Annotated in this window: 25 protein-coding genes; 10 read left to right on the top strand and 15 right to left on the bottom strand. The window is 72.0% G+C overall.

Translation table 11 applies throughout. From position 1 onward, the window contains the following. Positions 1–34: 34 nt before the first annotated feature. Complete coding sequence (locus ACIQGQ_RS11470; protein WP_402394798.1) at positions 35–2,125, bottom strand: N-6 DNA methylase; 2,091 nt, start codon at positions 2,123–2,125, stop codon at positions 35–37. Between the two features lie 310 nt (positions 2,126–2,435). On the opposite strand from ACIQGQ_RS11470, the gene ACIQGQ_RS11475 reads away from it, so the two are divergent. Further along, positions 2,436–3,305, top strand: a complete 870-nt coding sequence (locus tag ACIQGQ_RS11475) for a DUF4190 domain-containing protein (RefSeq protein ID WP_402393667.1) — start codon at positions 2,436–2,438, stop codon at positions 3,303–3,305. 115 nt (positions 3,306–3,420) lie between these two features. Here ACIQGQ_RS11475 and ACIQGQ_RS11480 read toward each other — a convergent pair whose 3' ends face one another. Next, positions 3,421–4,185, bottom strand: a complete 765-nt coding sequence (locus ACIQGQ_RS11480) for an HNH endonuclease family protein (RefSeq protein ID WP_402393670.1) — start codon at positions 4,183–4,185, stop codon at positions 3,421–3,423. A 168-nt stretch (positions 4,186–4,353) separates the two neighbouring features. Then, positions 4,354–5,145, bottom strand: a complete 792-nt coding sequence (locus ACIQGQ_RS11485; RefSeq protein WP_402393673.1) for an SDR family NAD(P)-dependent oxidoreductase — start codon at positions 5,143–5,145, stop codon at positions 4,354–4,356. 87 nt (positions 5,146–5,232) lie between these two features. On the opposite strand from ACIQGQ_RS11485, the gene ACIQGQ_RS11490 reads away from it, so the two are divergent. Together ACIQGQ_RS11490 and ACIQGQ_RS11495 are read left to right on the top strand one after the other, a co-directional pair. Beyond that, positions 5,233–6,090 (top strand): helix-turn-helix transcriptional regulator, encoded by an 858-nt coding sequence (locus ACIQGQ_RS11490; RefSeq protein WP_402393676.1) that lies wholly within the window; start codon positions 5,233–5,235, stop codon positions 6,088–6,090. Between the two features lie 49 nt (positions 6,091–6,139). Beyond that, on the top strand, positions 6,140–6,739 hold the full coding sequence (locus ACIQGQ_RS11495; RefSeq protein WP_402393679.1) for a DinB family protein: 600 nt from the start codon (positions 6,140–6,142) through the stop codon (positions 6,737–6,739). Positions 6,740–6,781: 42 nt separating this feature from the next. On the opposite strand, the gene ACIQGQ_RS11500 is transcribed toward ACIQGQ_RS11495, so the two are convergent. The 3 genes from ACIQGQ_RS11500 to ACIQGQ_RS11510 form a co-directional block, all read right to left on the bottom strand. Then, positions 6,782–7,351, bottom strand: a complete 570-nt coding sequence (locus ACIQGQ_RS11500) for a hypothetical protein (protein ID WP_402393682.1) — start codon at positions 7,349–7,351, stop codon at positions 6,782–6,784. Between the two features lie 144 nt (positions 7,352–7,495). Further along, a complete protein-coding gene (locus ACIQGQ_RS11505; RefSeq protein ID WP_402393685.1) occupies positions 7,496–7,855 on the bottom strand; it encodes a hypothetical protein in 360 nt (119 codons plus the stop codon). 44 nt (positions 7,856–7,899) lie between these two features. Further along, positions 7,900–8,169, bottom strand: a complete 270-nt coding sequence (locus ACIQGQ_RS11510; RefSeq protein ID WP_402393688.1) for a hypothetical protein — start codon at positions 8,167–8,169, stop codon at positions 7,900–7,902. 92 nt (positions 8,170–8,261) lie between these two features. Here ACIQGQ_RS11510 and ACIQGQ_RS11515 point away from each other — a divergent pair, with 92 nt between their 5' ends. From ACIQGQ_RS11515 to ACIQGQ_RS11525, 3 genes are all read left to right on the top strand, one after another. Next, the gene (locus ACIQGQ_RS11515; RefSeq protein WP_402394800.1) at positions 8,262–9,101 is read left to right on the top strand and encodes a Scr1 family TA system antitoxin-like transcriptional regulator; all 840 of its coding nucleotides are present in this window, start codon (positions 8,262–8,264) and stop codon (positions 9,099–9,101) included. After that, a complete protein-coding gene (locus ACIQGQ_RS11520) occupies positions 9,098–9,313 on the top strand; it encodes a DUF397 domain-containing protein (protein WP_402393691.1) in 216 nt (71 codons plus the stop codon). The genes ACIQGQ_RS11515 and ACIQGQ_RS11520 overlap by 4 nt, the downstream gene beginning before the upstream one ends. Positions 9,314–9,474: 161 nt before the next feature. Further along, positions 9,475–9,693 (top strand): DUF397 domain-containing protein, encoded by a 219-nt coding sequence (locus ACIQGQ_RS11525; protein ID WP_402393694.1) that lies wholly within the window; start codon positions 9,475–9,477, stop codon positions 9,691–9,693. 32 nt (positions 9,694–9,725) lie between these two features. On the opposite strand, the gene ACIQGQ_RS11530 is transcribed toward ACIQGQ_RS11525, so the two are convergent. The 4 genes from ACIQGQ_RS11530 to ACIQGQ_RS11545 all read right to left on the bottom strand — a co-directional run bounded on the left by ACIQGQ_RS11530 (position 9,726) and on the right by ACIQGQ_RS11545 (position 13,059). After that, positions 9,726–10,526 carry a phosphotransferase gene (locus ACIQGQ_RS11530; protein ID WP_402393697.1) on the bottom strand — a complete coding sequence of 267 codons (801 nt, stop codon included), beginning with the start codon at positions 10,524–10,526 and terminating at the stop codon, positions 9,726–9,728. Between the two features lie 156 nt (positions 10,527–10,682). Further along, positions 10,683–11,126 carry a nuclear transport factor 2 family protein gene (locus tag ACIQGQ_RS11535; RefSeq protein WP_402393700.1) on the bottom strand — a complete coding sequence of 148 codons (444 nt, stop codon included), beginning with the start codon at positions 11,124–11,126 and terminating at the stop codon, positions 10,683–10,685. A 232-nt stretch (positions 11,127–11,358) separates the two neighbouring features. After that, on the bottom strand, positions 11,359–11,541 hold the full coding sequence (locus ACIQGQ_RS11540) for a hypothetical protein (protein WP_402393702.1): 183 nt from the start codon (positions 11,539–11,541) through the stop codon (positions 11,359–11,361). 261 nt (positions 11,542–11,802) lie between these two features. Then, positions 11,803–13,059 (bottom strand): MFS transporter, encoded by a 1,257-nt coding sequence (locus ACIQGQ_RS11545; RefSeq protein ID WP_402393705.1) that lies wholly within the window; start codon positions 13,057–13,059, stop codon positions 11,803–11,805. Between the two features lie 88 nt (positions 13,060–13,147). Between ACIQGQ_RS11545 and ACIQGQ_RS11550 the strand changes: the two genes are divergently transcribed. After that, entirely contained in the window at positions 13,148–14,128 is a 981-nt protein-coding gene (locus ACIQGQ_RS11550; RefSeq protein ID WP_402393708.1) for an ArsR/SmtB family transcription factor, read from the top strand. A gap of 83 nt (positions 14,129–14,211) precedes the next feature. Here ACIQGQ_RS11550 and ACIQGQ_RS11555 read toward each other — a convergent pair whose 3' ends face one another. From ACIQGQ_RS11555 to ACIQGQ_RS11565, 3 genes are all read right to left on the bottom strand, one after another. After that, positions 14,212–15,021, bottom strand: a complete 810-nt coding sequence (locus tag ACIQGQ_RS11555) for a maleylpyruvate isomerase N-terminal domain-containing protein (RefSeq protein WP_402393711.1) — start codon at positions 15,019–15,021, stop codon at positions 14,212–14,214. A 125-nt stretch (positions 15,022–15,146) separates the two neighbouring features. Then, the gene (locus ACIQGQ_RS11560; protein WP_402393714.1) at positions 15,147–15,926 is read right to left on the bottom strand and encodes a GntR family transcriptional regulator; all 780 of its coding nucleotides are present in this window, start codon (positions 15,924–15,926) and stop codon (positions 15,147–15,149) included. Further along, the gene (locus ACIQGQ_RS11565; RefSeq protein WP_402393716.1) at positions 15,923–16,459 is read right to left on the bottom strand and encodes a GntR family transcriptional regulator; all 537 of its coding nucleotides are present in this window, start codon (positions 16,457–16,459) and stop codon (positions 15,923–15,925) included. The genes ACIQGQ_RS11560 and ACIQGQ_RS11565 overlap by 4 nt, the downstream gene beginning before the upstream one ends. A 153-nt stretch (positions 16,460–16,612) precedes the next feature. On the opposite strand from ACIQGQ_RS11565, the gene ACIQGQ_RS11570 reads away from it, so the two are divergent. Then, complete coding sequence (locus ACIQGQ_RS11570) at positions 16,613–17,014, top strand: ATP-binding protein (RefSeq protein ID WP_402393718.1); 402 nt, start codon at positions 16,613–16,615, stop codon at positions 17,012–17,014. 66 nt (positions 17,015–17,080) lie between these two features. Here the strand turns inward: ACIQGQ_RS11570 and ACIQGQ_RS11575 are convergent, their stop codons facing one another. Beyond that, the gene (locus ACIQGQ_RS11575) at positions 17,081–18,316 is read right to left on the bottom strand and encodes a PucR family transcriptional regulator (protein WP_402393722.1); all 1,236 of its coding nucleotides are present in this window, start codon (positions 18,314–18,316) and stop codon (positions 17,081–17,083) included. 174 nt (positions 18,317–18,490) lie between these two features. Here ACIQGQ_RS11575 and ACIQGQ_RS11580 point away from each other — a divergent pair, with 174 nt between their 5' ends. Together ACIQGQ_RS11580 and ACIQGQ_RS11585 are read left to right on the top strand one after the other, a co-directional pair. Beyond that, positions 18,491–19,129 (top strand): AMP-binding protein, encoded by a 639-nt coding sequence (locus ACIQGQ_RS11580; protein ID WP_402393725.1) that lies wholly within the window; start codon positions 18,491–18,493, stop codon positions 19,127–19,129. After that, complete coding sequence (locus ACIQGQ_RS11585) at positions 19,129–19,425, top strand: hypothetical protein (RefSeq protein WP_402393728.1); 297 nt, start codon at positions 19,129–19,131, stop codon at positions 19,423–19,425. Before ACIQGQ_RS11580 ends, ACIQGQ_RS11585 begins: the two co-directional genes overlap by 1 nt. Before the next feature lie 39 nt (positions 19,426–19,464). Here ACIQGQ_RS11585 and mfd read toward each other — a convergent pair whose 3' ends face one another. Further along, on the bottom strand, positions 19,465–22,998 hold the full coding sequence (gene mfd / locus ACIQGQ_RS11590) for a transcription-repair coupling factor (protein WP_402393731.1): 3,534 nt from the start codon (positions 22,996–22,998) through the stop codon (positions 19,465–19,467). Between the last annotated feature and the right edge of the window lie 374 nt (positions 22,999–23,372).

The raw sequence follows: 23,372 nt of genomic DNA on the forward strand, positions 1-23,372 counted from the left end.
CGTGGTCGCGTCGTGGCCGCGTCGTGGCCGTCGCTCAGTCCGGTGTGACCGTTCCGTCGGTCAGCCCGTCGTACATGCCCTGGACGAGCTGTCCGCCGAGCCGGCCGGCCAGCCGGAGGGCGTCCTCGAACTCCGCCAGGGCGCGGAACCTCCGCCCGTACCGCTGTTGCTCGGCGAGTGGCAGCCGGGGCAGCTGGAGGCGGCGGGCGTCCAGCCGGGTGGCGGTGGAGGCGTAGCTGCTGGCCTGCCGGTTGTTGGCGGTGGAGCGCAGGAATCCGGCCAGGAACCAGGGGTCCAGGGCGGCCGGGTCGGGGCGCAGCAGCTGGAGGTTACGGCCGAGTGCGGCGCCCGCGGTGGCCTCGTCGACGACCCGGGTGGCGGCGCCGCCGCCGAGTACGGGGACGACGACGTCGCCCGCTTCGACGAACACCGGCTCCTCGGGGGGCCCGTCGGTGGGGAGGCTGCCCGAGGGGGCGGTGGCCCCGAGGACGTCGTGCTCGGTGAGGACGGGGGCGGTGCCGGTGCCGGAGCCGCCGGTGCGGAGCTGGAGGGCCCCGGCGCGGGCGAGTTCGCCGACGGTGGTGAGCGGCCAGTGGACGGGGTCGCGGAGGGCGGCGGGGGGCGGGGCGAGGGCGGTGGTGAGGCCGAGCGTCTCGGTGAGCCGTTCCCGTACGCGGGTCAGTTCGGCCGGGCCGCCCGCACCGGCGGGCGGCAGGTGGCGGGCGGGGGCGAGGTCCACGTCGTCGTCGAGGAGTTCGATGACGGGGACGGCGCGGCTGGTGCCGGGTCGGTCCGCGGCCGGGGCCCCGTCGCCCGCGCCCTCCCCCGTGAAGGCCCGCCAGGCGTCGAGCACGGCGCCGTGCACCGCCGGCCAGTCGAGCCGGTCGCGCCCGCCGGCCGGGGCGGTGGACGCGGGGCCCGTCGTGGCCGGTTCGGCGGGTTCGGCGGTGTCGACGACGAGCAGTTCGGGCGAGGGGTGCGGGCCGCCGTCGGGCTTGTGCAGCACCCAGAGGTGGAGCGGGACGCCGTACGGGGGTGCGGCCCCGGCCGGGAGCGCGACGACCGCGCGGAGGGCGCCACGGCGGAGCAGGTCGGCGCGGATCCGGCGGCCGGAGCGGCGCGAGGCGGCGGCCGGGGGCATCAGGAGGACGGCGGTGCCCCCCGGGCGGAGCCGGGCCAGGGCGTGCTGGACCCAGGCCAGTTCGGATTCGGTACGGGCCGGGAAGCCGTACTCCCAGCGGGGGTCGTAGGCGAGTTCGTCGTGGCCCCAGTTGCGTTCGTTGAACGGCGGGTGGCAGAGGACGACATCGGCGGTGAGCTGCGGGAAGGCGTCGGCGCGCAGGGTGTCGCCGGTCCGCGCGGCGACGGTGCGGGTGCGGGCCTCCTCCGCGTGGAGGGCGAGCCGGAGTGCGGTGAGCGCGGCGAGGTCGGGGTCGGCCTCCTGCGCGTACAGGGCGGCCGGGCCGTCGACGGCCCGCAGCAGGGCGCCGGTGCCCGCGGCCGGGTCGAGGACCGTACGGGGCCCCGCCCCGCCCCGCGCTCCGGCCAGGGCGGCCATCAGCTCGGCGAGTCCGGGCGGGGTGAGCGTGTACTGGCGCGGGTTGGCGTCCAGTTGGCGGCCGAGCAGGAACTCGAAGGTCTCCGGAACGCCGGTGCCCTCGGCGAGTTCGGCGGCGGCACGGAGCAGCGGGACGGACGGGAGCAGTTCGGCGCGGCCGGGGGTGTGCACCGCCCTGCCGGGGTCCGCCGCCGGGCCGAACCGCTCGGCGAGCAGCTTGTCGAGGGCGAGGGAGAGCACCCCGGCCATCCGCTCGTCCGGGACGGCGGCGCACTCCCGCCAGGCGTTGGGGCTGGCCCGCAGGAGCAGCAGGGCGCAGCCGGTGTGGACCAGGGCGGGGACGGCTCCGGCCGGGTGTCCGGCGAGCTGCTGCCAGACCCGCTCGCGCAGCGGGACCTCGGCGAGTTTCCCCTGGTCGCGGAGCCACTGCTCGACCTCGGCGAGGGAGAACGCCGGGCTCGTCTCGGTGCCGCCGACGGGTTTCGGGAAGTCGGCGTGCCGACGGCGCCAGTTGCTGACGGCGGCGCGCCCGACGCCCGCGAGCCGGGCGATCCCGGCCGCGGTCACCTCGGCCGCGCCCGCGCCCGCATCCGTCACCTTCTCCGTCTTCTCCGCCTTCTCCGTCTTCTTCTCCGGCACTGGCTGTCTCCCTGGTCCTGGCGCGCGCCCCGGTCGTGGCTTGTCGGCGAGCATACCGACCCGGTTCACACGCTACCGATTCACAGCGTGCACCACCCTTTTCACTGTGAACCATGTTGACTCGGTTCACAGTCTCTGTTGTTATTGACCCATCGCTGCACGGGCGATGCGCGAGAGCGCCGCACGCGCCGCTCGCCACCCGTTTCCGCTCATTCCCGCTTTTGCCGGAGGCACAGCCATGTCCCAGTTCACGCAGCCGCCGCAGTCCCCGCAGCCGCAGCCCCAGCAGCCGTACGCACCCGCCCAGATGCCGGGGACGCCCCCGGCACGCAACGGGCTGGGGGTCACCGCGCTCGTCCTGGGGATCATCGGCGCCGTGTCCGGCCTGATCCCGTTCCTGTTCTGGCTGGCGGGCCTGCTGGGGCTCGTCGCCCTGATCCTGGGGCTGTCGGGCCGGGGCCGGGTGAAGCGCGGCGAGGCCACGAACAAGGGGGTGACCACCTTCGGCGCGGCGCTCGGCGGGGTCTCCCTGGTGCTCGCGGTGGTGGGTGCGGTGATCACGTTCATGGTGGTCAACGACGCCGTGAAGGACCTCGACAAGGCGGTGTCGGACACCACGGCCTCCGCGAAGCCGAAGCCCGGCGGTGACACCGACAAGGGCGACGGCAAGAAGGACGACGGCAAGAAGGGGGAGGAAGGAGAGGAGAAGGACATCTCCAAGCCCCTGGAGGCCGGTGACTCGGCCGTGTACGACGACGACCTGACGGTCACGGTCGGCGACGCCACTTCCTACGCCCCGGGCAGCTACGCCGTCGGGCACACCAAGGGCAAGAAGGCGTACCGGATCGCCGTCGTCATCGAGAACGCCGGCAAGGAGAAGTTCGACTCGACGCTGGTCAACGTCGCGGCGCGGGCCGGCAAGGACGGCGTGGAGGCCGAGCAGATCTTCGACGACAAGGTGGGCGCGGGCTTCGACGGCACGATCCTGCCCGGCAAGAAGGTCACGGTCCAGTTCGCCTTCGACGCCCCGGTGGACGCCAAGGAGCTGAACGTCGAGGTCAACCCCGGCTTCACGTACGACGCCACCCAGTGGGACCTGAAGCTCTGACGCCCGCGGCGGACCGGCCCCGCGAAGGGGCCGCCCGCCTCAGCCCGTCCGGCCGCCTCAAACCCGGCGGCCCGCCTCAGCCCGCCTCAGCCCGACCGGCCCGTGCCCGTCCGGCTCAGCCGCCGCACTGCTCCAGCATCGCCGTCTTGTCGGCCGTGGTGACCGGCAGTCCGTACTTGAGGGCCACCTGCGCGAACCGCACCGCGTAGGAGCAGCGGATCGGCTCGTACGGCGGCAGCCAGGAGCCGGGGCCGTAGTCGCGCTTGGCGTTGTTGGCCGGCCCGTCGACCGGGATGAGGTTGAGCGGGTCGTTGGCGATCTGCTGCCGCTTGGCGTCGCCCCAACGCGAGGCGCCCATCTGCCAGTCGTACGAGAGCGGCATCACGTGGTCGATCTGGATCCTGGCGGGCCGCTCCTTGCTCCACGCGATGGTCGAGCCGGTGTACGGGTCCTTGAGGGTCATCGACACGACCACACAGTCGGAACCCGACCGGAGCTCGACCTTCTTGCCGTCCCGGGCGAGGAGGTCGTTGCGGGTGTCGCAGCCGTTGCGGGCGAGCGGTATCCCGTCGATCGAGTCCTTCCAGGCGTAGCCGAACTTCTCCCGGGCGTACCCGTTCTTCGTCCCGCGCCTCTTGGTCGTCACCTGCTCGATGACCTTCCGCCCGGCCGCCCGGTCCGCCTCGGAGGTGAGCGGCGCGAGGCCCGGCTTCGTACCGTCCGGGTTCTCCAGCGGGCTCGCCCCGAAGCCGCTGACGGTGCGTTCGCTGCCGCTTCCCCCCTTGGGAGGCAGGGACTCGACGTCGCAGCCGGTCAGGGCCAGCACCGCCGTCACACAGAGGGCGGGCAGGGCCACTTGGTACACACGGGGAACAGACACGCGGAGCCGTCCTGACGGAGAGAAAGCCGAACCACCGAATCGTACGTATGTCTCTCCTGCGCACAGGTGTCCGCAACCGTGCCGCTCCCCGATGCGGCCGGAATCACATCCTCCGCCCGCTGTTCAGTGCCCTGTTCCGACCTCCCGCCCTCTGACGTCCCGTTCGGCTCAGGACCGCATGCCGCCGTCGACGCGGAGGACGGTGCCGGTGACGTAGGAGGCGCGGTCGCTGAGCAGCCAGGCGGCGGCCTCGGCTATCTCGTTCGGGTCGGCGGCCCGGCCCAGCGGCGTCTGGGAGTTGAGCTGCTCGATGATGCCGGGAGAGTCCGCCTCCCACTCGTGGACCATCTCGGTGAGCGTGGTGCCGGGCGCGATGGCGTTGACGCGGATGCCCTCCGGGCCGTACGTGACGGCGGCCGAGGCGGTGAGGCTGTTGACCGCGCGCTTCGCGGCACCGTAGGCGGGCAGCCACGGGTTGCCCATCAGGCTGCCGACGCTGGAGGTGTTGACGATCGCCCCGGTCCCGGCGGTGGCCCGGATCGCGGCGATCTCGGCGGACATGGCGAGCCACGGCCCCTTGAAGTCGACCGCGCACACCCGGTCGAAGTCGGCCTCCGTCAGCTGGTCCATCGGGCCGGGCGGCTGGGCGGTCGCCGCGTTGTTGAAGGCGACGTCGAGGCGGCCGTACACCTCCACGGCCCGGTCGACGGCCGCGCGGATGCTCGCGGGATCGGCCAGGTCGCACAGTACGTACTCGGCGGTGCCGCCCGCCTCCCGGATCTCCTCGGTCACCGCCGCGAGCTGGGCCCCGGTACGGGACGCGAGGAGCACCCGCGCCCCTTCCCGGGCGAAGAGCCGGGCCGCGGCGGCGCCGATGCCCCGGCCCGCCCCGGTGACGAGGGCGACCTTGCCGGGGAGCAGCCCCGGGCCTGTGGTGGACGTGATCAATGTGTCGGTCATGGGGACGAGCCTGCGCCGGACCGCGCCGCTCATCCAGGCACCGGCGGTACCTGGATGAACCGGACGGGCTCCGCGCACACTGGAGGGGTGGACAGACGAGAACTGGCAGGCTTCCTGCGCAGCAGGCGCGAGCGGATCACCCCCGCCGAGGTGGGGCTCCCGGCCGGGCCGCGCCGCCGCACGCCGGGGCTGCGGCGCGAGGAGGTGGCGCAGCTCGCGTTCATCTCGACGGAGTACTACACGCGCCTGGAGCAGGCCCGCGCCCCGCATCCCTCCCGCGAGGTGCTGGCCCAGATCGCCCGTGCCCTGCGCCTCTCGGATGCCGAGCGCGACCACATGCACCACCTCGCCGGCACTCCGCCGGGCCCCCTGCCCGGCCCGTCCAGGGAGGTCCGGCAGAGCATCGTCGACCTGCTGGACCGGCTCCCGGAGGCCGCGGCGCTCGTCCTGTCCGCCACGTACGAGGTGATCGCCTGGAACGGTCTGGCCGCGGCCCTGATGGAGGACTTCTCCGCACTGTCGCGCCGCGACCGCAACCTCGTCCGGCGCGTCTTCCTCGGGCCGCACCGGCACGGCCGGCCGCTGTACGGCGTCTCGGACGCGGACGAGTTCGTCCGGACCTCGGCCCAGCACCTGCGCGCGGCGGCGGCCCGCTACCCGGACGACCCGGAGGTGGCCGGTCTGGTCCAGGAGCTGCTCGCCGGGAGCGAGGAGTTCGCCCGGATCTGGGCGGGCCACGACGTGACCGCCCGTCCCACTCTCTGCAAGACCTTCCACCACCCGCTCGTCGGCCCCGTCTCCGTCAACTGCGACGTCCTGGACATCGCCGACCGGGACCAGCGGGTCATCATCTACACCGCCGCCCCCGGCTCCCCGTCCGAGCAGGCGCTGCGGCTGCTGTCGGTCGTCGGCACCCAGCGCCTGGACGTCCCCTCGGACGTGTGACGAGGTCTTCCCGGCGCCGTTGTCAGTGGCGGGTGCGAGACTGCCCGGCATGATCGAACCGAAGCCGAAGGCGGACCTTCTCCAGTACCTCCAGCAGGGCCGCGACGCCCTGGTGTGGAAGCTCGACGGACTCTCCGAGTACGACGCGCGCCGCCCGTTGACTCCTACGGGCACGAATCTGCTCGGGCTGCTCAAGCATCTCGCCGGGGTGGAGCTGGGTTACTTCGGCGACACGTTCGGTCGGCCGTTCTTCACCGAGGAGCCGCCGTCCTGGTGGTACACGCGGGACGCGGAGCCCAACGCGGACATGTGGGCGACGGCGGACGAGTCCCGCGAGGACATCATCGGGCTGTACCGCAGCGCCTGGGCGCACACCGACGCCACGGTCGAGGCGTTCGACCTCGAATCGACCGGCCGCGTCCCGTGGTGGCCCGAGGAGCGCGCCGAGGCGACGCTGCACCATCTCCTGCTCCGCGTCATCTCCGACACCCAGCGCCATGCCGGCCACGCCGACGTGCTGCGGGAGCTCATCGACGGTTCCACCGGCTACACCCCTGTCCAGGACAGCCTGCCGACCGAGGACGCCGCCTGGTGGGAGCGGTATCGGGCCCGTCTGGAGCAGGTGGCCCGGGAGGCCGACGGCTCCTGACCATGCCCCCGCCCCTCCCGGCCCCGCAGCGCCCGCTCGGGGTCAGAGGGGCGCCGTCTCGACCCTGCCCGTGAACCGGCCGCCCACGCGATCGGCAAGCCAGTGGACGCGGGCGGTCTGGTCGTCGTTCCGGTTCCGGACATGTACGTGGACGGTGTGGTCCGGCGACGGCTCGTCCTGGTAGAGGTCCCTGGAGTTCACCGTCAGCGTGAGGTACGCGTACTTCTGCGAGATCTCCTCCAGCCCCTCTTCGGGAACCGCCGGCCATGCCTCCAGGTCCCACCGGACAGCCGCGGAATCCGGTCCCAGGGCCGCGATGAAGGGCTCGGCCCGGTCCAGCGGACGCCCCCAGTCGAACACGCGGATCGGCAGGTGGTCCGCAGCGTCCTCACCGGTCTCCGACGAGCCGTGCTCCTTGCCCGCCAGGTCCCACCATTCGAGGTCGGGGAGCACGCGGCGTACGCGCGCCAGGGTGTCCCGGGACCTGATCACGGCTTCGAAGTCGACCTCTGCATGGCTGGTGTCCGCCACGCCCAGCAGGACACGGACCGCCCGCACCGCTTCGGACAGGTCGGAGGTGGTGAGGATGGCAGACGCTGCGGAGTTGCTCATCCTGGAACCGTAAGGGGCATCCGCATGCGCCGGGGGGGGCGGAGTACGGGGCCGGGTGCGGGGACGGACGGCGTTGCGGCCGCCTCCTCCCGCGGGTGCTCGCGAAATGATGCGACACATCGGGGGGGGCGAGTGTCACGTTCTTCAACTGGGGTGGGCGGAAAGGGTGTACGTCAGGTCGGTGTCCGGGACGACGACCAGGAGCGGGCTGCCGCCCCTGAGATGCGCCTGCGCCTCACGCTGACCCTTCCGGTCCGCGTACCACTCACGCAGCTCGGCCGGACGGTTCGGCGCACCACCGGCCGGCCGGGGCCGCCGCAGGTGCTGCACCCACGCCGTCCCCTCCAGGTCCAGACGCGGACCGTCCTCGGGATCGCTGTCGAGCCGGTCCGCGATCCACAACGCCTGACCACCCAGCCACCGCACCGCCAACACCGGCGAGATCGTCTCGAACCGCCCCAGCACATACCGCGCCATCCGCCCGGAGCCCCCGAAGAACTCCACCGCCAACACCTCGCACCGGTAACCCGGCTGCCTCCCGGGCCTGTTCACACACCACCCCTGCTGCTCCGCAGATTCCGCAACGCGTTCTCCACACTCAACCGCTCCGCCGGAGTCAACGCCCGCACCCACCCCGGCTCCGCCTCCCACTCCACCCCACCACCCACCGGCCGCAACGACCAGTACGGCCCCACCACCCCACGGAACTCCCCCACCCGGCCCCCACGCCCCTCATCCCGGAACAAGGCACCAGGGGGCGGGACTTCCGGCTCACCCGAAGGCTCCTGACCATTCGGAACACCTGCGTCCTCGTGCACGTCAACTCCGCTCCGTAGTTGTCCCACTACCAAGTGGGATCAGCGTGACCTAGAGTCGAAGTGTCAGCAACGTGGCCGAAAGGCAGGACACGATGGTCAACGTCAAGGAACTCAACCCGGAGGCGAGCCCCGCAGCCGCCTACGGAGCCCGTTTGCGCAGGCTGCGCGAGGAACGCGGCTGGACCCAGGACTACCTCGGTTCGCTGGTCGGGTGCACGGGCAGGCATATCTCGGCGCTGGAAACTGGTAGGAAATCGCCTACTCTGCCGTTTTCTCGACGTGTTGATGTGGCATTAGATACGACGAACACCGCCGATTCGTTCGAGCGCGAATGGCGCGAGATGAAGCACGGCAGCCTGCTGGAGGGCTTCCCGGAGTACGTGGGATACGAGAGCCGGGCGTCGGAGATCAAGCTGTTCGAGTGCGGCATGATCCCCGGACCGCTCCAGACCCGCGCGTACGCCCAGGCGCTGGCCACCGGCGCGGTCGACCGGGGAGTCATCACACAGGAACAGGCTGACGAGCGGGTCGCGTTCCTCATGGAACGGCAGGCCGCGTTGGTGCGGCCTCTCCCTCCGCTGATCGTCGCGGTGCTGGACGAGAGCTGCGTCCGGCGCCCCATCGGCGGCCCCGCGGTGATGGACGCACAGTTCCAGCATCTGATCGACTTCGCCGCGCAGCCGAACACCATGCTCCAGATCGCGCCATACAGCATCGGCGAACGTCGCTCGCTAAACCGATCGGTGAATCTCCTGACCCTCTCGGACCGGTCCGTCTTCGCCTATGTGGAGTCGCAGACTCAGGGGCATCTGGACCGTGAACTGTCGTCCGTGCTCCCGCTGGTGAGGGACTACCATCAATTGCAGGCCGTATCTCTGTCGCAGACGGCCTCCGTGGACCTGATCCACCAGCTACGAAAGGGCACCCTGTGACGACCGAAGCCACGACCCCTCGTTGGGTCAAATCCTCCTACAGCGACAACGGCGGGACCTGCGTCGAGTGGGCCCCGGCGCAGGCGTCCAGCACTGGCATCGTCCCCGTACGCGACTCCAAGAACCCGCACGGCCCCGTACTGCACACCACCCCCACCGCCTTCGCCACCTTCGTCGCAGGCGTCAAGAACGGGGAGTTCGGCGCCGTCTGACCGACGAGCGTCCCGCACGTCCGATCCGTAGAGCCCCACCGCGCAACGCACGGTGGGGCTTCGCGTTTCCCACTCCGCCGGTTTGCCGCCTCGGCCTGACGGGCACCTCGAACGCGGCACGGTTTCGCGGCCACACCCGGGCAGTTGGCGAAAGGATTCCCATGGCGATCGAGTCCCCCCGCTGGGTCAAGTCCTCCTACAGCAACAACGGCGGTTCCTGCGTCGAGTGGGCCCCGGCCCAGGTGCCCGCCACCGGCGTCGTCCCCGTACGCGACTCCAAGAACCCGCACGGCCCCGTACTGCACACCACCCCCACCGCCTTCACCGCCTTCATCGCCTTCATCGCGGGCGTCAAGAACGGGCGGTTCGAAGCCGTCTGACCGACACGGTTCGCCCCGCAGCCCCGGGCCGGTCAGTCCAGCAGGGCTGCTGTGAACGTCTCGCGGTGGTCCGCCAGCCAGGTCTGCACGCGGTCCCAGCGGTCCCAGCCACCACGTTCGGCCAACGCCTGGAGATAGGCGGGGTCGGCGGCGGCCACGCGGCGGGCGACGAAGGCCCGGCAGACCTCCGTCGCCTGCTCGATGACGGCGGGCAGGTCGGCACGGTCCCGCGCCGAGAGGCCGTAGCCGTCGGCGAGGATCCGCAGCCGCGCGGGCACGTCCAGCCCGGCCGGGTAGGGAGCGGGTTCCGAGCCCGGGTCCCGCATGGGCACCCAGTAGCGGGCGGTCATGGCGACGTCCCAGAGGGGACGGCCCGGGGCCGCCAGGTCGCAATCGATCAGGGCCACGGCACGGCCGTCACGGAAGACGACGTTCTCCGGGCACACGTCGTTGTGGCACAGCATCGTTCCGCCCTCCGGATCGGCCAGGTCCCGGGGCCACTCGGCACGGGTGTCGACCGTGACGCCCGCTGCGGCCTCGTGCAGACGCCGCAGCAGGCTCCCCACCGATGCGAGGGCGGCGCCGGTCATCGCCCAGTCCGGGAACGGTGGCAGGGGCACGTCGCCGGGGACGAAGGTCAGCCGCTCACGCCCCTCGTCGGTGAGGCCGACCGGGGTGGGCGCCGCGTCGAAACCGCGCTCCCTCAGCGCAAGGAGCCAGGCGTGCAGGGCGGGCGCGTTGGGCGGCGCCGGGCGCTCGACCACCTCGCCCCGGCGGAAGACCGCCCCCGCGTTCGCCATCCCGCCGACCAGCGCCTCGCCCTCAGTCGTCATGCCGGTCACGCTACTGCGGGACCGGTCCCGCGCGGCATCCCACGGCCTCGGGCAGTGGCCGTATCGAGGTTCTTGCGTCAGCCCACTCGTGAACTCATCCGGAGTGGTCGGCGGGAACCTGGCCAAGCAGCATCCTCGGGGTGGTCCGGCGGGCCTTCACCGATGCTCCGCCTCGAATGCCTGAGCGACGGCCAGGCTGTCCTCGTAGACATGGTGCCGGGTGACAAGGCCGTCCTCGACCGTGAGGTGCAGAGCGAACCGCGCTTCATACGCGCGTCCGGTGGGCCGGGCGGTCTGACGGATCTCGCCGAGCACGACCGCGTCGCTTCCGTCGACAAGAATGCGCTCAACCTCGGTTGCCACCAGTTCCGGCACGTGGAAATCGGCAAGCTCGCGATAGTGGGCTGCCGCATCGGCCCGGGTGGACCGGTGGCGGATCCATGGCGTGGCCGTACGGCCGTGTTCGGCCTTCGGCCAGTCGAGCTTCCAATCGCCCTCCTCGGCATATAACTCGGCGATGCGCTCGGGGTCGCCCTCGCCAATCCTGCGCAGCAACTCCTCCACCACGGTGCGTGTGTTCGCAGGTGCGGCCATCGACATGGTTGACCTCTCCGTCCTGGTCCGCGCCGTCCGACGCGGAGAGATCACAAATCCTGCCAGCGTAGGCACGCCGAGACGATTACTCCCGAAGTAAGGCAAGCGAATCGACATGATCCACTTCCGATGCCCGCCCTGGTTCAGAGAATGCGACAACCACGGATACGGCGCCTTCGGCACTGCCGCCGCGGCAGTCCTCGTCATCCGGCTCCGCGCCCGACCGCGTGCCACGACCTCAGCGCACCGAGGCCCCCGGAGCCAACACCAGGCCCGCGGCCGCAAGGAAGTCCTCAAGGCCGATGACACCGCTGCCGGTGCCGTCGTCCCATTCGGTCAGGAGCCCCGAGAGGCCCTCGTTCCACGACTCCGGCGTCTCGGCCTCATCGTCAGGGCCAGGATGCCATTCGACGCGGCCCACACCATGCCGGTATCGGAGATACAAGTACTGGTCGTCTGCGGTCCAGGCATCCCACTGCGACGGGTGGGCGGAACACGTCTGCACAACCCTCGACAGCTTCCGGCTCCCGTCCGTGCCCACCCGACGATGATCGCGCGGCATCGGACCCCTGACAACCGACGTCGGACCGCCGTCACGGGCACCGAGCACCGGTGGTCCCCTGTGGACGTGTCCGGGCTCCGGCCCGCCGAATCCCAGGAGACGGTCCGATCGTCGAGCGGCTCATGGGGCGGGGACCGGGGAGGCGGACGGGTGCCAGGTGAGCATCCAGCCGGCGGCAAGCGCCGCCGCGCCGCCGGCCAGGGCGATCGCGCCGCCTGTTCCGATGCCCGCGGCCACCGCGCCGAAGCAGACCGGTCCGACGCCCTGCAGTGTCATGCTGCCGGAGCCGAGCAGACCGAAGGCCTGGCCCTGGCCCTCCTTCGGCAGGGCGTCCAGGAACGGCCGTTGCAGGCCGAGACCGTAGGCGAATCCGAAGCCGCAGAGCAGCAGCAGGCAGGACGAGGCGCCCACCCCGGGCCCGGCGGCGAAGCCGACCAGCGGCAGTCCCATCAGCGCGGTCAACGGGACCACCAGCCGCTCCCGGGTGGGCGGCCGCAGCAGTCGCCCCACCAGCAGGTCGCCGACCAGCATGCCAACGGGCAGACAGCCCATCAGCACCGCGTACCAGCCGGGCGCGAAGTGGCGGCCTCCCGCGTAGGCGACGATCAGGCCTTCCCCGCCCGCCACGAACGCGGGCGGCAGCCACTGGGCCAGCATCAGTCGTCGCACCGTGGGTTCGCGCAACAGCAGACCGGCGCCGTGCAGGCTTGCCCGGACAGTGCCGTCACCGCCCCGAGCACCGTCGGCCGTGCCGCCGGACTCTCCCCGCTGGAGCCGGGGCAGCCCGATGCGGACAGCGAGCGCGCAGCCGAGGTAGAGGGCGGCACCGACCGCGAGCGCCCGGCGCGGGCCGAGTACCGCGACGACCGCGCCTCCCAGCGCCAGGCCGAACAATTGCGCGCCGGAGGCGGCGATGTTGTTCAGTGAGCGCCCCAGTACATAGGCGTCGCCCTCCAGCGACTGCGCGACCAGCCGACTCGACGCGCCGTGAAACACCGGTGTGGCGAGGGCGACCACCGCCACCACACCGAGGCTTGCCGCGACCGGCATCCGCACCAGGGCGAGCAGCAGGGCGGAGGCGCACGTCACGGCGTAGCCACCGGTGAGGAGCGCGCGGGCCGGCAGCCGGTCGGCCAGTGAGCCCAGCAGCAGCGAGCCGAAGAGCTGCGGGACGAAGCCGATGCCGAAGGCCAGTGCGCTCAGCGGCGCGGAGCCGGTGGACGAGAAGACCAGGACCGAGAAGGTGGTGATCCGCAGCGCGTCTGCGGTGATCGCGACGGTGCGGGTCGAGAAGAGCAGCCGGAACCGCGGCTCGGCCAGCACTTCCCGGTAGGTGGCACGGTGGTTGCCCTGCGCGGGCTCGGCGGTCGGGTTCATGACGCGCAGCCTCGCCGTACGCCCACACCCCCACCAATGATTCGTCGCTGGACGAATCGGAGCGGATGCCCCGCAGTAGCATGGCCGGATGCTGCGCTTCGAGGTATCCGTCGAGGACCTGCTGCGCAGCCGCTTCGCGCTGTCGCCCGCGATGGACCTGTGTTTCCTGTTGCGTTCGCTCGCCGGCCGGGAAAGGCCACTGCCGCGATCCTGGGCCGCCCGGCTCCTGCCGGCTTTTGAACGGCTCCGCCGCGAGAGCGAACTGGACGCCGTCCTCGCCCTGCACAGCCCGCGAGGCGGACCGGACTTCATCGCTCCGCCCCCGCGCGGCCTCAACCAGACCTGGGCGGACGACCTGGCCGTGATCCGGGCCACCCCGCTGGAGGCGGCCCGCCAGGAATGCGCCACCGCCGCGACCGGCCCGTTGGCCCGTGATCCCCGCGTACGCGCGGTGCTGGACTCGCCGAACGCCGTCTCCAGGATCGCCGGGGCGATGGACCGGGCGTGGCGGGAACTGCTCGCCCCGGACTGGCCGCAACTGCGCGCGATCTGTGAGCGCGACATCGTGCACCGGGTGGGCGTGATCGGCGAACGCGGCTGGGCCACGACCATCGAGGGCCTGCACCCGAGCATCGCCTGGCAGGCCGACCGCATCGAGATCGGCCACTTCCCACAAGCCGGAACAGTCCGCCTCACCGGCGACGGGCTCCTGCTGATCCCTTCGGCCTTTGTCAGGGACATCGCCGCCCACACGGAGGACCCCTGGCCCCGGACCTTGATCTATCGCGCCCGCGGCACCGCCGCCCAGTGGGGCGAACAGGACACCGTCCCCCAGCCGGACGCGCTGACCGCCCTGGTCGGCCGGTCCCGGGCCCGGCTGCTGTTGGCGCTGGACGCCCCGGCCAGCACCAGCCACCTCGCCCGGAGCCTCGCCATGGCACCCGGCGCGGTAGGAGACCACCTGGCCATCCTGCGGGGCTCGGGGCTGCTCGTCCGCGCCCGGTCCGGACGGTCCGTGCTGTACCGGCGCACCCCGCTCGGTGAGGCGCTGGTCGCCGGTTCGGGCTGAGGGCCGGGACAGCCCTCGCGCGGAGGTCATGAGATCCGCGGCGAGGACGGGCCGGCCCCGCTCCAGTGCGAGGGCCTGGACGCCTACTCGTCCGGCTCCCAGGCGCTGAGCTGCTCGAAGAGGCTCCGGTCGCCGTCGAGCTCCAGGGAGTCGATCGGGATGCGGTCGTGCAGGATGAGGACCAGCTCGTTGGCCGTGCCCCGGACGGAGGCGAAGGCGGCGGGCGTGTCCGGGTGCCGGCTCTGGTCGGCCGTGGCCGCCGGGGGCGTGCCGGGCCGGGGAAGACGGGCGGACCGTGCGCCGTCGGCGGAGAGCGAGAGGCGCCAGGAGTGGCCCTCGGAGGCATGGAAGTCGATCGCTGCGGGCTGGTGCGGCCAGGCACTCGCCGTCGCGACGCAGGTGGACAGGAACTCGTCGACACCGTCGAGCGCCACCTCCTCCAGCAGCGGCTGCGGGACGCCTGAGGTGATCTGGGCGTCGTACGTGTGCACCGCCAACTGCTGGAGCTGGTGCCGGGCCACCGCGCCGGAGGTGTGCGGCGACTGCAACGTCTCCCACCACGACCAGCAACCGCGATCCGGACCGGCCTCCCGCAACGCGTCCAGCAGCTGCCCCGTGGACTCCGCCAACCAGGCCAGCAGGGCCTCGCGCTCCCGGGGCGCGGCCGGGGCGCCCTCCGCCGCGGACTTGGCCGGGGCGGGCCCCGCGGCGACGGTGACGGCCCAGTCGCGGCGTCCCTCGCCTATGTGCTGCGCCAGGTCGAACAGCGTCCACTCGGGGCAGGTCGGCACCTGTGCGTCGAGGCTGGGCGCGGAGGCGACCGCGGCACGGAAGGCGGTCGACCGTTCTTCGATCAGTCGCAGCAGATCGGGGAACTCAAGTGTCATGGTCACGGTGAGTCTCTATCACCGCGTTCCGATCATCGGACAGCGATTTTCGCTGCCCGCCACTGCGGGCGGACCCGTACGCCTCGGATGTCCCGCCCCATTCGACGGACGTCGGCCCCGCACCGCCGCACTCATCCGGCGGCAAACTCGTACTGCAACTCGTACAAGTGCCCCGCCTTGACCATGACGGTCGCCTCAATGGGCCGGTCGTCGTCGCTGAACACCACACGCAACGTTCGGAGTACCGGCAGGCCGCCGGGCAGCCGCAGGGCCCGGTGCTGTTCCTGCGTCGGAATCCGCGCGGAAACCCGGTCCACAGCGAGCCTCGGCGGATATCCCAGCCCGGCAAGGAAGGTGGGAGTCCCGCCGGGGATCTTCCGGCGTTCCGTCATCGCCGTACCACTCACGATCTCCATCGGGTAGTACGAGGAGACCAATTCGGCCGGTTCGTCGTCGATGGTGAGCAGTTGGTGTCGCAGGAGCGCGGTCCCGGACGCCTCAAGCCCGAGGGCCTCCGCCACGTCCGACGGCGGAACGCGCTCGGCGACCTCCAGAAGGGTGACGCGGCCCCGAAGACCGTTCCTCTCGTTCTCCGTCAGCCAGCGGTACGGGTCACCCGCGGTCGCCGGGGCCATGAACGCGGCGGGGCGGACCGTGCGCTGCCGGTGCTCGCGGGCCGTCACCGCGGCACCCGGCCTGCCCACCACCAACTGCTCGTCCTTGAGTAGTTGCAGGGCCTTCTGGATCGTGGCATTCGAGGCGTCGAATCGTTCCTTGAGCCGTGCGGTGGAGGGCAGGGCGGCGCCCGGAGCGAGGTCACCGCTCAGGATCCGGTCCCTGAGGTCGGCCGCGATCCGCTCGTGCAGCGAACGGCGGTCAGCAGCATCAGCTTCGGCTCTGGGCACGGTCATCCGATCCTGATCTCGTACCGCAACTTCTGACGTCGCGGCGGCATGGCCATCATGTCGACCTGGATGGGCCGATTCGTGTCATCCATCGTGAGCCTGGTCAGTTGCAGAACCGGCTCCCCCGGCCCCAGCAGCAGTGTCTCCTGCTCCTGGCCGGTCGCCGGTCTCGCGGTCACGTCCTCGCGGACACGCGCGCCGACGTAGCCCATCTCCGACAGAAGTCGGATCGCCCCGCCCCGGATCTTCGCCGTCCCGGCGAGGGCTGTGCCGTCCGCGATGGCCAGCGGGTAGTACGTGTCCGTCAGCTCGCAGGGCTCGTCGTCGAGATACATGACCCTCCGGCGCGCCACGACCGGTTCGCCGACCGGTACGCCCAGCAGGTCGGCGACCTCCTGCGGGGCTGCGACCCGGCCCGCCCGGACGATGCGCTGACTGCCCCGCCGGCCTTCCGCCGCCGCCTCCGCGGCCCACGCGTCTCCCCCGGAGGCCGCAGCGAGATACGGCAGCGACGTGCTGGTCCATCCGTCCGTCCCCATGTCTTTCCCCTCCGCCACCGACGCCCGTACCTACCCGCCGCACCGCGCGGCAGGTGTCTCGGTCCCACTATCACAGAGCCACCTTGCCACCTTTCGCGAATAGCAGTACAGCCACCGTCACATCACAGACCGTGAGCAAGGCGGTGAGCCACCATGCCCCTGTCGCAGCGACAGCGATTCCCTCGCGGACGCGCCTCTGTCGGCGCTTCGCGCGATTTCGTCAGAGATGTCCTCTCCGAGTGGGATCTCCACTCCCTGATCGATGACATAGCGCTGTGCGTCTCGGAGCTCACCACCAACGCGTTGCTGCATGGTGTGCCGCCGGGGCGGGAGTTCTGCGTCGACCTCCAGCGGAACGGGAACTCGGTGCGGCTGGAAGTCCGCGACAGCGGCCCCGGGCGGCCGGCGATCCGACATGCCGACCCCGACGCCTGCTCAGGGCGGGGATTGCACATCGTGAACGAGCTCGCCGACAGTTTCGGGGTCGACGACCACGTCGTCGGCAAGACCGTGTGGCTCACCTTCGAAGCACCTCCACCGCCTCGCACCCAATGAAGTCCCGCCCTGTCCGCAGCCCTGGCACGGCGCTGCGGACAGGGCGCCGGGCCGAGGCGGAGCGTCCTACGCGCTCCGGGGCGGGACAGAGGGCTGGTTGGGCTCCAGGAGCATGGGGAAGGTGCCGACCGCGTCGAGGGCCATGGAGAGTTCGGCGACGATCTTGGGGTCGTCCAGGGGGCCGCGCAGGAACTCCTCCAGGCGGTGCATCCGGTAGCGGACGGTGTTCTGGTGGCAGAAGAGGCGGCGGCCCGCCTCGGCCGCCGAGCCGTGGGCCTCCAGCCAGCCTCGGGCGGTGGCCAGGAGAGTGGTGCGGTCCTCTTCCGGCAGGGAGAGGACGCCGCCGAGGATGCGCTGGACGGCGCGCTGGGTCGTCTCCAGGTTGTTCATCACCAGCTCGGTCAGCGGGGTGTCGTCGAGCTGGCGGACCGCGGCGCTGTCGGCGGCGAGCGACTGCTCGGCGACCTGGGCGTAGCGCAGGGCGCGGCTGGTCTGGTCGAGGCGTTCGTAGAGCGGGCTGACGCCCACCCGGCCGGTCGCGACGGCCCGTACCGCTTCGAGGATCTCCTCCACGGGCCGGCGCGCGGGGCAGGAGAGCACCCCGATCTCGGAGCCGGGCTGGGCCCGCCAGGCGTGGCCGACGTCGAGTGCGCGCAGTCGGCGGTCCAGGCCCGGGAGGGGCGGTTGGCCGCTGACGCGCACCTCCGCCGCCACGACGAGGAACCGTCCCTGGAAGGGGAAGTCGAGCATGCGCGCGACCTCCCACACGGTGTCGCTGCTCAGGGAGGGGCCGTCGATGAGTTCGGATACCAGGGCGGAGCGTCGGCGGTCCGTCTCCACCATCCGTTCCGCGCAGGTCTCGCGGTAGGCGTCGGTGAGGGCCGAGGAGTAGACGTCCGCCAGCTCCCAGATGTGCGAGGCGCAGTCCAGCAGCGCGTCGGGGGCCTCCCCTCCCATCTCCCTCGCCACGTCGAGGAGTTGTTCCCAGAAGTAGCGGAAGCTGATTCGGTACGCGCGCAGGACCTCGGGCAGCGGGGCGTTCTGGAGGGCGCGTTTGCGGCCGGTCTCCGTGGGGCCGATCAGGTCGACGCCCGAGGAGGTGTGGTCGGTGAGGTGCGCGAGGGTGTGGCCGACGTTCAGGCGCATCGAGGCGTGCAGGTCTTCGGGCCCCACGACCATGGACCGGTAGAAGTCGATGTTCTCGTAGGTGAGTTCCGACATGGCCGCCGCGATGGCGTCCAGTCGGGGCGTCAGGACCTTGGCCAACTCGGCCACCAGGAGGCGGGGTTCTTTCGGGGGCACGGGGGTGAGCCTAGGTCAGTCGGAGTCGCCCTCCGGTCACAACGAGAGAAAAGTGGACGAGGTGTTTGTCGGCTGCTACAGAGGTCCCTGTAGCCGTCGACATGGCGTGCGACGTCCGCCGACTGTGAGGATCGTCGGGTTGAGACCGACGTGTGCGCATGAAAGCGGAATGACGTGAGCAATCTCGCCAGTGTCCTGACCGGTGCGGCCGGACCGCATCCCCGGCGGCCGGTGCTGCGGATCGACGGGACCGTCCTGACCCTGCTCGACCTCGACGAGCTGAGCGCCCGCGTCGCCGGTGGGCTGGTGGCGCACGGGGTGCGTCCCGGTGACCGGGTGGAGCTGGCGGTGGCCGGTGCTCCGGTGCTGCCCGTCCTGTACTTCGGGGCGCTGCGCGCCGGGGCGGTCGCCGTGGTGGCGGCGCCCCGGCCCGTCACGGCCTGCGGTACGCGGCTGGTGTTCACCACCGGCGAGGGGGCGCACGGGGCGGGTACGGATGCCGTCCGGGTGGGGGCCGGCTTCCTCGACCAGCTGGTTTTCTGGCCGCAGCATTCCGAGGTCGTCCGCCGGGAGGACGACGAGGCCGCGGTAGTGGTCGGCTCCTGGGCCGGCCGGGGGCGGAGGGGGCGGCGGGACACGTACACGCACGGGGCGGCCCGTTCGGTGGTGGCGGCCGGGGGTGGCTGCCCCTTGTCCGCGCCGGGGCTCACCGGCCCCCGCGCGGTGCGGGAGTTCCCGGGCCGGGGCGCGGCCGGACACGTTCCGGCGGACCGGGTCGCACCGCTCGCCCGCGCGGCGGGGAGAGGCCGGTGATGCTGTGGCGGCTGGTCCTGAGCGCGCTCAAGGACGACACATTGGACGAGGACCGGCGACTGGCGATCCTGGCCCGGGGGGCCGCCCAGCTCGCCGCCCACCGCCTCCCCGACGGCCGGCGGCCCACGTCCGAGGACGTCGTACGGGCGGCGTTCGAGGAGTTCGCCGTCGTGATCGACGCCGCCCAGGCGCGTACCGCCCTGCGCCACCAGGAAGAATCCTCGCGCCGCCGGAAGGAGGGCCCGCACCATCAGGAGGAGGGCCCGCGCCGGGAGGCGTGGGGGCAGGAGTCCTGAGCCCGGGGCCCGCCGGTCGTCCGGCGGGCCCCGGGGTCGTCACGAGCCCAGGATCGTGGTCAGGAACTCGCCCGTCCAGGCCAGGAGTTCGCGGCCGACGACGGGCTTCCCGCCCACCTTTCCGGTGGTCGGGCGGGGCACCAGGATCTGGTGGACGGCGGGCTTGATGACCGTACGCGGGTACAGGCGCTTCAGGCGGAGCTCCTGGGACTCGCGCAGTTCGACCGGGGCGAAGCGGATGTTCGGACCCTGGAGGACGATCTCGCCGACGCCGCAGGCGCGGGCCAGCATGCGCAGACCGGCGACCAGGAGCAGGTTCTCGACCGGCTCGGGCAGCTTGCCGTAGCGGTCGGTCAGCTCCTCCCGTACGGCCCGGATGTCGTCCTCCGTGTTGGCGGAGGCGATGGCGCGGTACGCCTGGAGGCGCAGCCGCTCGCCGGGGGCGTAGTCGTGCGGGACGTGGGCGTCGACCGGGAGCTCGATCTTGACCTCCAGCGGCGGCTCCTCCTCCACGCCGCCTTCGAGGGAGGCCCGGTAGTCGGCGACCGCCTCGCCCACCATGCGGACGTACAGGTCGAAGCCGACGCCCGCGATGTGTCCGGACTGCTCGCCGCCCAGAAGGTTTCCGGCGCCCCGGATCTCCAGGTCCTTCATCGCCACGTACATGCCCGCGCCCATCTCGGTGTGCTGGGCGATGGTGGCGAGGCGTTCGTGGGCGGTCTCGGTGAGCGGCTTCTCCGGCGGGTAGAGGAAGTAGGCGTAGCCGCGCTCGCGGCCCCGGCCGACCCGGCCGCGCAACTGGTGGAGCTGGGAGAGGCCGAAGTTGTCGCCGCGCTCCACGATCAGGGTGTTGGCGTTGGAGATGTCGATGCCGGACTCGACGATCGTCGTGGAGACCAGGACGTCGAACTTCTTCTCCCAGAAGTCCACCACCACCTGTTCCAGGGCCTGTTCGGACATCTGACCGTGTGCCGTGGCGATCCGGGCCTCGGGGACGATCTCGCGGAGCCGGGCGGCGGCGCGGTCGATCGACTCGACCCGGTTGTGGATGTAGAACGCCTGGCCCTCGCGGAGCAGTTCGCGGCGGATGGCGGCGCCGATCTGCTTCTCCTCGTACGGGCCGACGAAGGTGAGGACGGGGTGGCGCTCCTCGGGGGGCGTGGTGATCGTCGACATCTCGCGGATGCCGGTCACGGCCATTTCGAGGGTACGGGGGATGGGGGTCGCGGACATGGTGAGGACGTCCACGTTGGCGCGGAGCTTCTTCAGCTGCTCCTTGTGCTCGACACCGAAGCGCTGCTCCTCGTCGACGATGACCAGGCCGAGGTCCTTGAACCGGGTCTCGGAGGAGAAGAGGCGGTGGGTGCCGATGACCAGGTCGACGGCGCCGTCCTTGAGCCCTTCGAGGGTGGCCTTGGACTCGGCCTCGGACTGGAAGCGGCTGAGCGCCCGGACGTTGACCGGGAACTGGGAGTAGCGCTCGGTGAAGGTGCCGTAGTGCTGCTGGACCAGAAGGGTCGTGGGGACGAGGACGGCGACCTGCTTGCCGTCCTGGACCGCCTTGAACGCCGCCCGGACCGCGATCTCCGTCTTGCCGTAGCCGACGTCGCCGCAGATCAGCCGGTCCATCGGGACCGACTTCTCCATGTCCTCCTTGACCTCGGCGATGGTGGAGAGCTGGTCGGGCGTCTCCGCGTACGGGAAGGCGTCCTCCAGTTCGCGCTGCCAGGGGGTGTCGGGGCCGAAGGTGTGGCCGGGGGCCGCCATCCGGGCCGAGTAGAGCTTGATCAGGTCGGCGGCGATCTCCTTGACGGCCTTCTTCGCGCGGGCCTTGGTCTTCGTCCAGTCGGCGCCGCCGAGCCGGTGCAGGGTGGGGGCCTCGCCGCCGACGTACTTGGTGACCTGTTCGAGCTGGTCGGTCGGGATGTAGAGGCGGTCGCCGGGCTGGCCGCGCTTGGCGGGGGCGTACTCGACGAGCAGGTACTCGCGGGTGGCGCCCTGCACGGTGCGCTGGACCATCTCGATGTAGCGGCCGACGCCGTGCTGCTCGTGGACGATGTAGTCGCCGGGCTCCAGGGTCAGCGGGTCGATCGTCTTGCGGCGGCGGGCCGGCATCCGGCCCAGGTCCTTGGTGGCGGTGCGCTGGCCGGTGAGGTCGGTCTCGGTGAGGACGGCGAGCCGGAGCGCCGGGTCGACGAAGCCGTGGTCGATCGCGCCGCAGGAGACGTGGACGACGGACGGGGAGATCTCCGCGAGGTCCGGGTCGAGGCGGGCGGCGATGCCCTCGCCGCTCAGCACCTCGACGGTGCGGGAGGCGAGGCCCTGGCCCTCGGTGACGTAGACCGTGCGCCAGCCGGCGGCGATCCGTTCCCGGGTGTCGGCGAAGGCGCGGGCGGTGTCGCCCCGGTACGCCTCCGGGGCGTGCATGCCGAGCTGGAGCGTGTCCTCGTCGACCTCGGCGTCGTCGGCGGCGAACGGGGAGACCGACCACCACATCATGCCCAGCTCGCGGGCCCGGTCCCGGACGTCCGCGATGCCCCACAGCGAGGCGGCGCCCACGTCGATCGGGGCCTCGCCGCCGCCCGCCGTGGCCGCCCAGGACGCCTGGAGGAACTCCTGGCTGGTGGCGACGAGGTCGGCGGCCCGGGTGCGGACCCGCTCCGGGTCGCAGACCACCGCCATCGAGCCCTGCGGCAGCACGTCGAGCAGCAGCTCCATGTCGTCGACGAGCACCGGGGCGAGGGACTCCATGCCCTCCACCGCGATCCCCTCGGCGATCTTGCCGAGCAGTTCGCCCAGCTCGGGGTGGGCCTCGGCGAGGACGGCGGCGCGCCGCCGGACCTCGTCGGTGAGCAGCAGCTCGCGGCAGGGCGGCGCCCACAGCCCGTGCTCGGCGATCTCCAGCGAGCGCTGGTCGGCGATCTTGAAGTAGCGGATCTCCTCTACGTCGTCGCCCCAGAACTCCACCCGCAGCGGGTGCTCCTCGGTCGGCGGGAAGACGTCGAGGATGCCGCCGCGCACGGCGAACTCGCCGCGCTTCTCGACCAGTTCGACCCGGGAGTAGGCGGCGGCGCCGAGCGCCTCGACGGTCTTGCCGAGGTCGGCGCTCTGCCCGATGGCCAGGGCCACGGGCTCCAGGTCGCCGAGCCCCTTGACCTGCGGCTGGAGCACGGAACGGATCGGCGCGACGACCACCGAGACCGGCCCGGTCTCCGGGTCGTCCGCGCGCGGGTGGGCCAGCCTGCGCAGCACGGCGAGGCGGCGGCCCACCGTGTCCGAGCGGGGCGAGAGCCGCTCGTGCGGCAGGGTCTCCCAGGACGGGAACTCGGCGATCGTGTCCGGCGGCAGCAGGGTGCGCAGCGCGGCCGCCAGGTCCTCGGCCTCCCGGCCGGTGGCGGTGACGGCGAGGACCGTGCGCCCGGTCTCGCGGGCCAGCGCGGCGACGGCGAAGGGGCGGGCGGCGGGCGGGCCGACGAGGTCGACGTGCATCCGGTGACCGTCGCCGGCGGCCCTGACCGCTTCGTCGAGCGCCGGATCACGTACGACGACATCCAGCAGACCGTGCAGGCTCATGAAGGGCTTCCGTCCGGTAACGAAGGGCAGGTCCCGGCAGCCGGCTGCTGCCAGGAACAGGGCAACGCGAAGGGCCCGACACGTGTATGGGGGCGGCTTCCGGTCCGGCACGATCCGGGGAGGGCCGCCCCTGGACGGGCCGGGGACCACCAGCCTACGACTCCCCCGCGCCGCCCGCGTGCGGGCGCCCGGGGCGCGCGGTGGCCGAAACCTCCGCCCGGAGCGGCACCGGCGACGCGCACGGGTACGGGAGCGGGTACGGGAACGAGGACCGGGCACGTCCGGGGCGGAAACGGAACGGTACGGGCCGGGGCCGGGCGGACCGTCCGTCGCACGGGGGCGGCCGCTCGTCGCAGGACACACACCGTTCATCT

Origin of the sequence: Streptomyces sp. NPDC092952 (genome assembly GCF_044754785.1) — a bacterium.
Classification (GTDB): Bacteria; Actinomycetota; Actinomycetes; order Streptomycetales; family Streptomycetaceae; genus Streptomyces.

Excerpts from the sequence above, each read along its gene's own strand:
- ACIQGQ_RS11565 (WP_402393716.1), bottom strand. The coding sequence starts at position 16,459 with ATGGGGACGGACGGATGGACCAGCACGTCGCTGCCGTATCTCGCTGCG.
- ACIQGQ_RS11515 (WP_402394800.1), top strand. The coding sequence starts at position 8,262 with ATGGTCAACGTCAAGGAACTCAACCCGGAGGCGAGCCCCGCAGCCGCC.
- ACIQGQ_RS11500 (WP_402393682.1), bottom strand. The coding sequence starts at position 7,351 with ATGAGCAACTCCGCAGCGTCTGCCATCCTCACCACCTCCGACCTGTCC.
- ACIQGQ_RS11560 (WP_402393714.1), bottom strand. The coding sequence starts at position 15,926 with ATGACCGTGCCCAGAGCCGAAGCTGATGCTGCTGACCGCCGTTCGCTG.
- ACIQGQ_RS11495 (WP_402393679.1), top strand. The coding sequence starts at position 6,140 with ATGATCGAACCGAAGCCGAAGGCGGACCTTCTCCAGTACCTCCAGCAG.
- ACIQGQ_RS11475 (WP_402393667.1), top strand. The coding sequence starts at position 2,436 with ATGTCCCAGTTCACGCAGCCGCCGCAGTCCCCGCAGCCGCAGCCCCAG.
- ACIQGQ_RS11535 (WP_402393700.1), bottom strand. The coding sequence starts at position 11,126 with ATGTCGATGGCCGCACCTGCGAACACACGCACCGTGGTGGAGGAGTTG.
- ACIQGQ_RS11585 (WP_402393728.1), top strand. The coding sequence starts at position 19,129 with ATGCTGTGGCGGCTGGTCCTGAGCGCGCTCAAGGACGACACATTGGAC.
- ACIQGQ_RS11485 (WP_402393673.1), bottom strand. The coding sequence starts at position 5,145 with ATGACCGACACATTGATCACGTCCACCACAGGCCCGGGGCTGCTCCCC.
- mfd (WP_402393731.1), bottom strand. The coding sequence starts at position 22,998 with ATGAGCCTGCACGGTCTGCTGGATGTCGTCGTACGTGATCCGGCGCTC.
- ACIQGQ_RS11550 (WP_402393708.1), top strand. The coding sequence starts at position 13,148 with ATGCTGCGCTTCGAGGTATCCGTCGAGGACCTGCTGCGCAGCCGCTTC.
- ACIQGQ_RS11570 (WP_402393718.1), top strand. The coding sequence starts at position 16,613 with ATGCCCCTGTCGCAGCGACAGCGATTCCCTCGCGGACGCGCCTCTGTC.
- ACIQGQ_RS11545 (WP_402393705.1), bottom strand. The coding sequence starts at position 13,059 with ATGAACCCGACCGCCGAGCCCGCGCAGGGCAACCACCGTGCCACCTAC.
- ACIQGQ_RS11530 (WP_402393697.1), bottom strand. The coding sequence starts at position 10,526 with ATGACGACTGAGGGCGAGGCGCTGGTCGGCGGGATGGCGAACGCGGGG.
- ACIQGQ_RS11525 (WP_402393694.1), top strand. The coding sequence starts at position 9,475 with ATGGCGATCGAGTCCCCCCGCTGGGTCAAGTCCTCCTACAGCAACAAC.